The organism is Blastococcus tunisiensis, from assembly GCF_900112815.1.
GTDB classification, from domain to species: domain Bacteria; phylum Actinomycetota; class Actinomycetes; order Mycobacteriales; family Geodermatophilaceae; genus Blastococcus_B; species Blastococcus_B tunisiensis.
The window spans coordinates 24,668-35,993 of sequence record NZ_FOND01000016.1 but is presented as its reverse complement, the minus strand read 5'-3'; the positions used below and the strand labels follow the sequence as shown (position 1 = coordinate 35,993).

Below are 11,326 nucleotides of genomic sequence, written 5' to 3'. Positions count from 1 at the left end.
CGGTCGGGTGTCGGCCTCAGCGCCCGAGCTCGAGCCGGCTCCGGAGCGCGGCGAGGTCCTTCCGGTTGGCCCGCCGCATCGCCGCGGCCATCGCCGGTGCGGCGATCCCGGCGAAACCCGACGGCCGGCCACGGTTGCGCAGGGTCATCCGGGTGGCGCCGTCGTCCACGGCCTGCCAGGTGTAGGTGGTCTCCATCGGGAACGGTCCCTGCGCCGTCCGCATGACCAGCCGCTCGCCGGGGACCAGCTCGACCACCTCGTAGGTGTAGGCCAGCCGGCGGCCCAGGAAGCGTGCGACGAACGCCATGCGCGAGCCGACGGCCACCGGCGGCGGCGTCTCCCACTCGACGGAGTCGATGTTGCGGTACCACTCCGGGGCGTTCGTGGGATCGCCGGCGTAGGCGGCGACCTCCGCCACCGGGCGCCCGATCACCGCCTCGGTCAGCACGTCGACCTCGCTCGCCATGGCCCCGCCTCCCGGGCCATCCTCCCCCGTGCGCCGGGATCAGCCCACCTGATCGTGCGGCGTCCTCCCCCACGTCCTGCGGTGAGGGAGGACGCTCGATGATCAGGGTCCCTGATCCCGGCCGAGGGGGGCGCGGTCAGTCGGTGCCGGACTCCATGGCGGCCCGGTCGAGCATCTGGTCCTCGTCGGACACCTCGCCCCGCGAGGCGATCACCTCGGCGCCGCCCTCGGTCATGGAGCCGATCAGCCCGGTCGAGGCCGCCTGCGCCGCACCGATCGCCGTCTGGGTCGCCCCGCCCACCATGCCCATCGCCGCGTACTGCTCCAGCTTGGCGCGCGAGTCGGCGATGTCGAGGTTGCGCATGGTCAGCTGGCCGATCCGGTCCACCGGCCCGAAGGCGGAGTCCTCGGTGCGCTCCATCGAGAGCTTGTCCGGGTGGTAGCTGAACGCCGGGCCGGTGGTGTCGAGGATCGAGTAGTCCTCGCCCCGGCGCAGCCGCAGGGTGACCTCCCCGGTGACGGCCATGCCGACCCAGCGCTGCAGGGACTCCCTCAGCATGAGCGCCTGCGGGTCGAGCCAGCGCCCCTCGTACATGAGCCGGCCCAGCCGCCGTCCCTCGCTGTGGTAGTTCGCGAGGGTGTCCTCGTTGTGGATGGCGTTGACCAGGCGCTCGTAGGCGATGTGCAGCAGGGCCATGCCCGGCGCCTCGTAGATGCCGCGGCTCTTGGCCTCGATGATCCGGTTCTCGATCTGGTCGGACATGCCCAGCCCGTGCCGGCCGCCGATCGCGTTGGCCGCCAGCACCAGGTCGACGGCGGAGTCGAACTCCTTCCCGGCGATGCTGACCGGCCGGCCCTGCGCGAAGCCGATCGTGACGTCCTCGGTGGGGATCGACACGTCGGGGTCCCAGAACCGCACGCCCATGATCGGCTCGACGGTCTCGATGCCGGTGTCCAGGTGCTCGAGGGTCTTCGCCTCGTGGGTGGCGCCCCAGATGTTGGCGTCGGTCGAGTAGGCCTTCTCGGCACTGTCCCGGTAGGGCAGGTCGTGGGCGACCAGCCACTCCGACATCTCCTTGCGGCCCCCGAGCTCGGTCACGAAGTCGGCGTCCAGCCAGGGCTTGTAGATCCGCAGCGACGGGTTGGCCAGCAGCCCGTACCGGTAGAACCGCTCGATGTCGTTGCCCTTGAACGTGGAGCCGTCGCCCCAGATCTGGACGTCGTCCTCGAGCATGGCGCGCACCAGGAGCGTGCCGGTCACCGCGCGCCCCAGCGGGGTGGTGTTGAAGTAGCTGCGGCCGCCGGACCGGATGTGGAAGGCACCGCAGGTCAGGGCCGCGAGCCCCTCCTCGACGAGCGCGGCGCGGCAGTCCACCAGCCGGGCCAGCTCGGCGCCGTAGGCGGTGGCGCGCCCGGGAACCGACCCGATGTCCGGCTCGTCGTACTGGCCGATGTCGGCGGTGTAGGTGCAGGGCACTGCGCCCTTGTCGCGCATCCAGGCGACCGCCACCGAGGTGTCGAGGCCGCCGGAGAAGGCGATGCCGACGCGTTCGCCGACGGGCAGGGAGGTGAGGACCTTGGACACGAGAACGATTATGCACGCCTATGCATGACCATGCGGACGTGGGGGTCGCCGCCCACCGGTCCGGGACACTGGCAGGCAGCCCGAGACCGACCGGAGGACCCGCACGTGTCCACGTTCCTGCTCGCCCTCGCCGTCGTGCTGCTCTGGGTCCTCGTCGGCCTCGTCGCCGTCCTGCTGTTCCTGGGCCGCCGCGGGTACCGCAGCGGCACCTGGTACCTCCTCGGCGCCGTGCTCGGGCCGCTGTTCCTGCCGATCGCGATGGAGCGCGGCCGCCGGGCTCCCGACGACACCGAGGTCGCCGCGCGCCGGGACGCCCCGTCGGAGAGGCTCACCGTCCTGGTCGGCGTGGACGGCTCGGCCGAGTCCGATGCCGCCGTCCGCGAGGCGGCCCGGCTGTTCGCGCCCGGCGCCGCCCGCGTCCTGCTGGTGGGGGTCGCCGATCCCGACGTCGCGGAGTTCGGCGACGAGGCCCGGCTCCGGGCATGGCAGGACCTGCTCGACGACCGGGCCGGCTGGTTCCCGCCCGGTGGCGCCGTCCCGGTACCGAGGCTCCGCTACGGGCAGCCGGACCGCGTGCTGCTGGAGACGGCCGACGCCGAGGGCGCCGACGTGCTGGTCGTCGGCCGGCGCGGCCGGGGGCTGTCCCACCTGCTGCTCGGCAGCGTCGCCGACTCCCTGAGCCGGCACGCGGTCATCCCGGTGCTGCTCGCCGGGGCCGGCTCAGCCGGGCCCGGGGCCGGGAGCAGCGCCCAGCTCCCGGCTGTGCCCGCGCAGCTCGGCGAGCAGCCTCCCGTCGGCATCCCGGGTGACGGCGACGTCGTAGATGCCGCCCCGGCCGACGACGGAGCGCTCGACCGCGGTCGCGGTGACCGCTTCCCCCAGTGAGGCCGGCGCCAGGTACTCGATGCTGCAGGAGCGTCCGACGGCGGGGCGGCCGTGCGAATTGCAGGCCATGGCGAAGGCGATGTCGGCCACCGCGAACAGTGCCGCGCCGTGCGCGGTGCCGTGGCCGTTGAGCATCTCCGGGCCGATGGTCATGTGCGCGGTCACCGCCCCGGGTGCCACGCGGCTCACCGTGATGCCGAGCGCCCGGGCCGCGGCGTCGCCGGACAGGAAGCGGGCCACCGACTCCTCGGCGACCTCGTGCTCGGTCCGGTCGGGCATCGACAGCTCCTCGTTCGCGGTCCTCCGACGGGTGACCCGGCCGGAGGGCTGACGGGCACGACGCAGACCGTAGCCGGGGGCTCCACTCGAGCGGAGGAACGCGAAGGACCCCGCGTCCGCGACGCGGCGCAGACGCACGGAAGGGCCCGGTCATCAGACCGGGCCCTCCGTGGTGGAACAGGGGTGGTGGAGGTGGCGGGAATCGAACCCGCGTCCTTCGACGCATCACCAGGGCTTCTCCGAGCGCAGTCTGCGTTGCCTCTGCTCGACCCCGTCGATCATGCAGACAAGTCGACGTGACGGGCCCAGTCGCTGTTCGGTGTCCCGCACGCGCCCGCGACCGGCACGTGCGGTGAGTCATCTAGCTGATGCCAGGATCCGGGCCGATGACGAACCCGGGCTGACAGACTCGTCTAGCTGCTATCAGGCAGCGAGAGCGAAGTCGCGCTGATTGGAATCGGCGCTTGTGTGGTTTGCAACGGATGGTTAACGAGCTCATCGTTGCCTTCCTCGGCTCGCTTCCCCTGGTCACCCGACCGAAGTCGAGACCATTCACCCCCTGTGTAGTTGTACGCACAGCCTAACGGCTCCCGGCGCCCGCGTGTTCCGCCGACGCCCCCACGTCACCCCAGCCGGTTGATCATCGCCGCGTGGCTGCCCGACACGCCGGGGGGAGCAGCCACCCGGCGATGATCGACAGGGGCCCTCGGTCAGATCCAGTCGCGCCGCTTGAACACCAGGTAGAGCGTGACGCTGACCCCCACCATGAGCAGCAGCGCGAACGGGTAGCCGAAGTACCAGTCCAGCTCGGGCATGGTGTCGAAGTTCATCCCGTACACCCCGCCCACCAGACTGGGCGCGAACAGGATGGCCGCCCACGCCGAGATCTTCTTGACCTCCTCGCCCTGCGCGATGCTGGTCTCGGTGAGCTCGCGGATCTCCTCGTTCTGCCGCTGCGCGACCAGCGTCGCGTTCACGGTCAGGATGTCGCGCAGCTGCAGCCGGAAGGCCTCCACCCGCTCGGTGACCTGGCTGACGTGGTCGGCGACATCGCGCAGGTAGCTGCGCAGCTCCTCGTCGACGCCGTACTTGTCGAAACCGGCGGTGATGGCCACGAGGATGCCGGTCAGCGGCGCGGCGGCGCGCTGGAACTCGAGCACCTCCTGGGACAGCTCGTAGATCCGCCGGGAGACGCCGGGATCGCCCCCGAACACCTGGGTCTCGATCTCGTCGATGTCGGTGGCCAGCCCGTCGACCACCGGCCGGTACCCGTCGACGACGGCGTCCAGCGTCGCGTAGAGCACCGCCTCGCTGCCCTTGGCCAGCAGCGCCGGCTCGCTCTCCAGCCGGCGGCGGACCCGCGACAGGTCCGGGGACTCGCTGTGCCGCACGGTGATGGCGAAGTCGGCGCCCAGGAACAGGTGCAGCTCCCCGAACTCCACCTCCTCGGTGGCGTCCAGGTACCGGGCGGCCTTGAGGACGACGAACAGCGTGGTCCCGTAGCGCTCGAACTTCGGCCGCTGGTGGGCCTTGATCGCGTCCTCGACCGCCAGCTCGGGCAGGTCGTAGAGCTCGGCGAGCTCGCCGAGATCCCCGGGCTCCGGGCGGTAGAGGCCCAGCCAGGCGAGCCGGTCCTCCCCCGCGGCCAGCTCCTCGAGGCTCTCCGCGGCCGTCTCCGGCGTCGCGACCCGCCGGCCCTCGGAGTAGACGGCGTTGTCCACGACGCGCGACCGGGGCTCCGGCGCCGTTGCCGGCGCGGCGGCGACCCGCGGGTCCGGCCGGTGCGGACGGCGGGTCAGGGTGGTCAGGGCGCTCAGCGGCGCGAGACGGCGCTCGGTCATGAGGGGCTCCCGGAGGGCAGGGACGACGAGGGACACCGGGAGGTCCTCGCGCCGGCCCCCTGCAGGGTCCCGCCGCGAGCGTGCGAGTGGCGGGGGGCAGGGGGTGTTTCTCAGGCGGGGAGGACCTCGGGATGACCGGGACTGGGAGGTTCGCTGCGCACGCGCTCGACTCCCTTCCGGTCCGGGCTCGCTCCTGCGGCTGGCCGTCGTCCATGGTCCCACGCGCTGTCCAGCGGCGTCGCCCGCACGGGTGAGACCGGCCCCCAGGAGATCAGCCGACGGAGCCGAGCACCAGGTCGACCAGCACCGGCAGGAGCAGCACGATCAGCAGGGCCCCGAGGACGTCGAAGGAGATCCCGGACCTGATCATCTTCGTGATCGGCACGACGCCGGACCCGTAGACGATCGCGTTCTGGGGCGTGGACACCGGCAGCATGAACCCGAACGAAGCGGCGAACGTGGCCGCGAGCGCCGGGACGAACGGGTTGATGCCCGCGGCCACCGCCACCGGGATGATGATCGGCACCACGACGGCGGCCGACGCGGTGTTCGACGTCGTCTCGCTGATGATGATCGCCAGGATCACCGCGAAGACCGTGATCGCGAGGGTGCTGGTCAGGCCGAGCCCGTCCGCCGAGGCCTGGCCGATCGTCTCGGCCAGGCCGGTGCTGGCCAGCAGCGACCCGAAGATGATGCCGGTGCCGAAGAGCAGGATGGTGCCCCAGTCGATCCTCGCCGCGTCGCTCCAGTTGAGCGTGAACTCCCGCGATTTCCACTCGGTCGGCAGCAGGAACAGCAGCGAGGCGCCGAGGACGGCGACGATGCCCTCGTCGAGCCGGTCGCTGATGGTCGTGTACAGGTCGGACTCGGTGCCGGCGGTCAGGGCGATGACGCCGGGGAAGATCCACAGCGCCACGGTGACGCCGAAGGCGATGAGCGTGTTGCGCTCGGCGCCGGAGAAGGGGCCGAGCTCGGCCCGCTCCTGCTGCACGTACTCGTGCACGCCCTCGATCCGCTTGATCTCCGGCTTGTTGAGCAGCAGCAGGACGACGGTCAGTGCGACGAACATCAGCGCGCAGATCGGCAGCGCCATGAGCATCCAGTCGAGGAAGCCGATCCGCTCGCCGGTCGCCTCCTCGATCAGCCCGCGGCCGATCAGGTTGGGCGGGCTGCCGACCGGGGTGAGCAGGCCGCCGACGCCGGCGCCGTAGGCGAGCATCAGCATCAGCGCGACGCCGACCCGCAGCCGCAGCGGGTCGAAGTCCGGCTGCACCAGCTCCTTGTCCTGGAGGAGCTTGGCGATGACGGAGAGGATGCCGATCGCCGTGGGCAGCAGCATGGCGACGGTGGCGGTGTTGGACACGAACGCCGACAGCACCGCGGTGATGAACCCGAAGGCGATGATGACCCGGGCCGTCGAGGCGCCGACCCATTTCAGCGACAGGATGAACATCGCGAAGCGCCGGGCCACCCCGTGCTTGAGCATGGCCGCGGCGAGGATGAACGCCCCGATGAAGGTGAACACCGTCGTCGAGCCGAACGGCGCCAGCGCGTCGTCGGCCGGCACCACGCCGAGGACGACGATGGCCCCGACGCCGATCAGGCCGCCGATCGGGATCGGCACCGGCTCGGTGATCCACAGGACGATGACGCCGAGCAGGACGGCGGCGAGCAGGTGCTGGTCACGCGGCAGGTCGATCGGCACCAGCGCGAAGATGATCGTCACCACCGGGGCCAGGAACAGCCCGACGGTGCGGCGGCCCTTCTCGAACTTCTCCTCGGCCGGGCTGAGCTCCTGCTCGCCCAGACTGCGGTAGGTGGCGCTGCCCTGGAACGCGGCGTCCACGTCCGTCCGCCGGCCCTGGACCCTGCCCTGCTCCCGCTCGGTCGCGGTCATGACGCCTCCCTCGGGGCGAGCGCCCGGCATGACCGTAGGAGTCCTGCCGCCGCTCGGCGACATGGAGAACGCGCGGATGCCCGATCGGTGACGCGACCGGCCCGGGACGTGCGTGCCGGCGGACGGTCAGCGGCCGAAGATGCCCTGCCCGAAGGCCCCCGCCTCGGCCACCCGGCGGGACAGGCCCTTGCCGAGCTCGACCACCCGTGCGGTCTTCTCCGCCCCGAGGGACAGCCACGGGTCGGCGGCCAGCGCGTCGGTCTGCACCTCGATGTGCCGGCGCAGCTCCTCGCCGTCCTCGGTGAGGCCTGCGTCGTCCAGGAGCCCCCGGTGGGCGAGCGCGGCGCGGGCGGCCGCCCACTCCTCGTTGCGCCACCCACGGGTGGCCTTGGCGGCGGGCTCGGTGAAGCCGCGCCCGGTGGCGCAGTGGGTGATCAGCGCCTCCAGGCCGGTCAGCCCGGCGTGCACCAGGACCGCCACGTGCCCGTCGCCGCGGTGCTCCCGGAGCAGGGTCGCGCCGTGCCACAGCGCGAGCAGCGGCTCCTCCGGCCAGGGCAGGTCGGCGTGCCCGGCGTAGAGCGGGCGGCCCTCGGCGGTCAGGCCCGCGCACGCCTCGCGGAGCAGCCCGCCGAGCTCGGCCACCTCCGCCGACTCCGCGGCCTGCTCGCCGAGCAGCCGGGTGAGGGAGGCGCGGGCGGCCTCCAGGCGGGCGGCCAGCACCTGTTCCGGCGCGGCGAGCGTCCAGGCGCGCGGGATCATGTGCGCGACCAGGGACGGCGAGAAGTTGTAGAAGGTGGCCGTCACGACCCCCGCCCCCACCGCCCCCATCGGCGCCGAGCGCCCCGCGAAGTAGGACATCCGCCCTGGCTTCAGCCCGACGGCGCCGAAGTGCTCGTCGTGCTCCGGGGCGAAGTACAGCTGCGAGTGCAGCGGGTCGATCGCGCGGTGGGCGCGGCCGACGAGGGCGGGGTCGAAGTGATCGGCGCTGACCATGCGCCGGACCTTAGTCAGCCGCTCGCGGGGGCAGCCGACGGGACCACGAGACCTGGGTGTGCGCGGTCGCGAACCCGAGGCTCTCGTAGAGGCCGAGCGCACCCGCGGAGTTCTCGCTGTCGACCTCCAGGCCGGCCGTCCGGCAGTCGTTGGCCGCGGCCACGTGCAGCGCCTCGATGATGATCGCCTTCGACAGCCCCCGCCCCCGGGCCTGCGGCACCACGCCGATCTGCCCGAAGTAGGACTGCCGGCTCCCGGTCGCCCTCGCGGCCGACTCGTGCACGTAGGCCAGCGCGTAGCCGACGACCTCGCCGTCGAGGACGGCCAGCACCGACAGGTCGGGCCGGAAGGCGCGCATGCCGGTGAACATGACCTGCCAGGAGACGGCGTCGCGCTCGCTGGACCCGTAGTGCTCGGTGAACGCCGCGTTGTGCGCGTGCCGGACGTCCTCGTCCCGGTCCGGGGTGAGGGGCACCAGGTGGACGCCCTCGACCACCCGGCGGTCGGGCAGGTCGGTGAGCGGGCGCTCCATGTGGAAGAACCAGCGCAGCTGCTCCAGCCCGGCCCGGCGCAGCAGCGCCTCCACGGACGTCTGGCTGGTGTAGACGGTCGCGGTGAGCCGGGCCGGCGCCTCGGGGTGGCGGGTCGCGTGCAGCTCGGCGCCCCGGTCGAGCTGCCAGGCCAGCAGCGCCCGGCCGATGCCCTGGCCGCGCCGGTCCGGGTGCACCCGGCCCTGCAGGTGGACCCCGTAGGCGTCGCGGAACGTCGGCGGGGCGATCGTCGTGGCGTAGCCGACCACGGTGCCGTCCCGGTCCTGCACCAGGCGGCCGTCGTGCTCGAGGTCGACCAGCTCGTTGACCCACAGCTCGGTCAGGTCGGCGGCGTCGGGATGGTCACCGGTGTGGTCCACGGGCTCGGCCGCGGCCAGCAGCGCGGCGACCGCCGGGGCGTCGTCGGCGCGGAGCGGTCGGACGGTCAGGCCGTCGGGGAGGGGGATGCGGGACGTGGACACAGGGGCCCAGGCTACGGGGCTCCTACCGTGCGGCCGTCCCCGCGGGCACGCCGGGCGCCGCCGGGAGCGGCCGGGTCCAGGACACCTGCGTCCGCCGCCGGGTGAAGCCCAGCCCCTCGTAGAGCGCCAGGGCGCCGGTGACGTTCGCGCTGTCCACCTGGAGCGTCGCCCGGCCGAACCCGCGCTGCGCGGCCGCCCGCAGCACCGCGGTGATGGTGGCCTTCGCGAGGCCGCGTCCGCGGGCCGACGGCAGCACGCCGATCTGGCCGAGGTCCACCGCCGCGTACCCGTTCGCCGCGGTGTCGGCCTCGAGCTCGTAGCCCAGGCAGTAGGCGACGACGGCACCGTCGGCCACGGCGAGCGTGGAGAGCTCGGGGCGGAAGGCGCGCTGGCCGGTGTAGAGCGTCCGCCAGGTGACCTCGTCCCGCTCGGCGGACCCGTGGTGCTCGGTGAACGCGGAGTTGTGCGCGCGCCGGAGCTCGTCGTCGCGGTCCCAGCCGAAGGAGACGAGCTCCACCCCCTCGACCGCCGGAACCACCGGCAGCTCGTCCAGCGGGCGTTCCATGACGAAGTACCAGCGCTCCTCGGCCAGCCCGGCCCGGCGCACGAGCCCCGCCAGGGAGGCCATCGAGGTGTGGACCCCCACCTCGAGCACGGCCGGGGAGCCCGGGTGCCGCTCGGCGTGCACCTCCCGGCCGCGCGCCAGCTGCCAGCCCAGCAGGGCCCGGCCGACCCCGCGGCCGCGCCAGGCCGGGTGGACGCGCGCCTCCAGGGTGATCCGGAACGCGTCGCGGAACGTGGGCAGCGCGATCACCGTGGCCCAGCCGGCGAGCGCGCCGTCCGGCGTCCGGACGGCGTCCGGACGGCGAGGCTGTCCCGCCGGAGGTCGACGAGGTCGTTGACCCACCATTCGGCCAGGTCGTCGGCGTTCCAGTGCTCGCCGGTGTCGTCGAGCTCCTCGGCGGCCGCCAGCAGGGCGGCGGCGTCGGCCACGTCGTCGGCGGCGAGGGGACGGGCGGTCAGCCCGTCGGGCAGGGCGGGGAGGTCGGCCACGTCGTCGGAGGCTAGGCAGCCGCGCGCGACCGGGCCACTGGTTTCACCGGCGGACGAACAGGCAGAACGGGTGCCCGGCGGGGTCCCGGTAGACGCGGACGATCTCCTCGGCGTCCTCGTGCCCGCCCACGTGCTCGGCGCCGGCCTCCTCCGCCACGGCGCCGGCCGCCGTCAGGTCCTCGACCAGCAGGTCGAGGTGCAGCTGCATCTGCTGGGCGCCCGGCTCGGGCGGCCACACCGGCGGCACGTGCTCCGGCTCCCGCTGGAAGGACAACCCGGTGCCGCCGTCGGCCGGCCGCAGGGTGGCCCACTCGTCGGTGTCGTCGCGCAGCGGCCAGCCGAGCAACCGCTGGTAGAAGCGGGCGAGCCCCCGCGGATCGGGGGTGCCGAGCACGGTGGCGGCGAGCGTGGCGATCGGCATCAGGCCTCCAGTCCGAACAGACGGGCACCGTTGCCCCAGAGCACGGCGCGCAGCCACTCCTCCCCCAGCTCCAGCCGGTGCAACGCCTCCAGCTGGTGGGCGTACGCGTACGGGATGGAGGGGAAGTCGCTGCCGAGGAGGACCTTGGCACGCAGGTCCGACAGCCGGGGCAGGTCGGCCCGGTCGAACGGCATCAACCGCTCGGTGAAGTCGGTGGCGAACATGGTGGTGTCCAGGTGCACCCGCTCGTAGCGCACGGCCAGGTCGAGGAACTCCCGGTACTCGGGCATGCCCAGGTGGGCGATCACCAGCTGCAGCCGCGGGTACCGCTCCAGCAGGCCGGTCACCGGCTCCGGGCCGGTGTGCTCGCCGGCCAGCGGGCCGGACCCGCAGTGGATGACGACCGGCGTGCCGGTCTTCTCCAGCCGGGCCCAGACGTCGTCCAGCAGCGGGTCGCGGGGGTCGAAGGAGCCGACCTGGACGTGCACCTTGAACACCCGGGCGCCGCCGTCGAGGGCCGCGGCCACGTAGCCGGCCGCCTCCGGCTCCGGGTAGAAGGTGGCCGACTGCAGCACCTGCGGGCGGGCCGCGGCGAACCCGGCCGACCACTCGTTGAGCCAGGCGGCCATCCCCGGCTTGTGCGGATAGGGCAGCGTCGGGAAGGCGCGCACCCCCAGCCGGTCCAGGATCGCCAGCCGCTCCTCGTCGGGCAGGGCGTAGGTGACCGGCCACTCGGCGCCGTAGTGGGTGCCTGCCGCGCCGAAGTACTCCCACACCTTGGCCTGCACCCGCTCGGGCAGGAAGTGCACGTGCACGTCCACCAGGCCGGGCAGGCCCAGCGCCTGCCAGTACCGCGGGACGTCGGCGTCGTCGACCGGCGGGGTGCTCATCGGA

The 11,326-nt window shown here is 73.2% G+C and carries 11 protein-coding genes, 1 other RNA gene and 1 pseudogene; 1 reads left to right on the top strand and 12 read right to left on the bottom strand.

The window, feature by feature from the left end; all coding sequences use genetic code 11:
* Positions 1 to 16: 16 nt before the first annotated feature.
* Both BM142_RS18360 and argG read right to left on the bottom strand, forming a co-directional pair.
* Positions 17 to 466 carry an SRPBCC family protein gene (locus BM142_RS18360; RefSeq protein ID WP_092201933.1) on the bottom strand — a complete coding sequence of 150 codons (450 nt, stop codon included), beginning with the start codon at positions 464 to 466 and terminating at the stop codon, positions 17 to 19.
* A 136-nt stretch (positions 467 to 602) separates the two neighbouring features.
* Positions 603 to 2,051, bottom strand: coding sequence for an argininosuccinate synthase (gene argG, locus BM142_RS18355; RefSeq protein WP_092201931.1), 1,449 nt, complete (start codon positions 2,049 to 2,051; stop codon positions 603 to 605).
* A gap of 24 nt (positions 2,052 to 2,075) precedes the next feature.
* Here argG and BM142_RS25275 point away from each other — a divergent pair.
* Positions 2,076 to 2,747, top strand: a pseudogene (locus tag BM142_RS25275) (universal stress protein); the annotation flags it as partial.
* A gap of 24 nt (positions 2,748 to 2,771) precedes the next feature.
* Here the strand turns inward: BM142_RS25275 and paaI are convergent.
* The 10 genes from paaI to BM142_RS18300 form a co-directional block, all read right to left on the bottom strand.
* The gene (paaI, locus tag BM142_RS18345; protein ID WP_092201927.1) at positions 2,772 to 3,215 is read right to left on the bottom strand and encodes a hydroxyphenylacetyl-CoA thioesterase PaaI; all 444 of its coding nucleotides are present in this window, start codon (positions 3,213 to 3,215) and stop codon (positions 2,772 to 2,774) included.
* Positions 3,216 to 3,399: 184 nt separating this feature from the next.
* Positions 3,400 to 3,775, bottom strand: a transfer-messenger RNA (tmRNA) gene (ssrA, locus tag BM142_RS18340).
* A gap of 150 nt (positions 3,776 to 3,925) precedes the next feature.
* Complete coding sequence (locus tag BM142_RS18335; RefSeq protein WP_092202046.1) at positions 3,926 to 5,056, bottom strand: magnesium and cobalt transport protein CorA; 1,131 nt, start codon at positions 5,054 to 5,056, stop codon at positions 3,926 to 3,928.
* Positions 5,057 to 5,327: 271 nt separating this feature from the next.
* On the bottom strand, positions 5,328 to 6,953 hold the full coding sequence (locus BM142_RS18330) for an SLC13 family permease (protein ID WP_092201925.1): 1,626 nt from the start codon (positions 6,951 to 6,953) through the stop codon (positions 5,328 to 5,330).
* A gap of 126 nt (positions 6,954 to 7,079) precedes the next feature.
* Positions 7,080 to 7,946, bottom strand: a complete 867-nt coding sequence (locus BM142_RS18325) for an SCO6745 family protein (protein WP_092201923.1) — start codon at positions 7,944 to 7,946, stop codon at positions 7,080 to 7,082.
* Between the two features lie 10 nt (positions 7,947 to 7,956).
* Positions 7,957 to 8,958 (bottom strand): GNAT family N-acetyltransferase, encoded by a 1,002-nt coding sequence (locus BM142_RS18320; protein ID WP_092201921.1) that lies wholly within the window; start codon positions 8,956 to 8,958, stop codon positions 7,957 to 7,959.
* A gap of 22 nt (positions 8,959 to 8,980) precedes the next feature.
* Positions 8,981 to 9,772 carry a GNAT family N-acetyltransferase gene (locus BM142_RS18315; RefSeq protein ID WP_175527344.1) on the bottom strand — a complete coding sequence of 264 codons (792 nt, stop codon included), beginning with the start codon at positions 9,770 to 9,772 and terminating at the stop codon, positions 8,981 to 8,983.
* Positions 9,769 to 10,011: a hypothetical protein gene (locus BM142_RS18310; protein ID WP_092201917.1), complete on the bottom strand. Its 243-nt coding sequence runs from the start codon at positions 10,009 to 10,011 to the stop codon at positions 9,769 to 9,771. Before BM142_RS18310 ends, BM142_RS18315 begins: the two co-directional genes overlap by 4 nt.
* A gap of 43 nt (positions 10,012 to 10,054) precedes the next feature.
* Positions 10,055 to 10,432 (bottom strand): VOC family protein, encoded by a 378-nt coding sequence (locus BM142_RS18305; protein WP_092201915.1) that lies wholly within the window; start codon positions 10,430 to 10,432, stop codon positions 10,055 to 10,057.
* Positions 10,432 to 11,322, bottom strand: coding sequence for an amidohydrolase family protein (locus tag BM142_RS18300; RefSeq protein ID WP_092201913.1), 891 nt, complete (start codon positions 11,320 to 11,322; stop codon positions 10,432 to 10,434). Before BM142_RS18300 ends, BM142_RS18305 begins: the two co-directional genes overlap by 1 nt.
* Positions 11,323 to 11,326 lie beyond the last annotated feature (4 nt).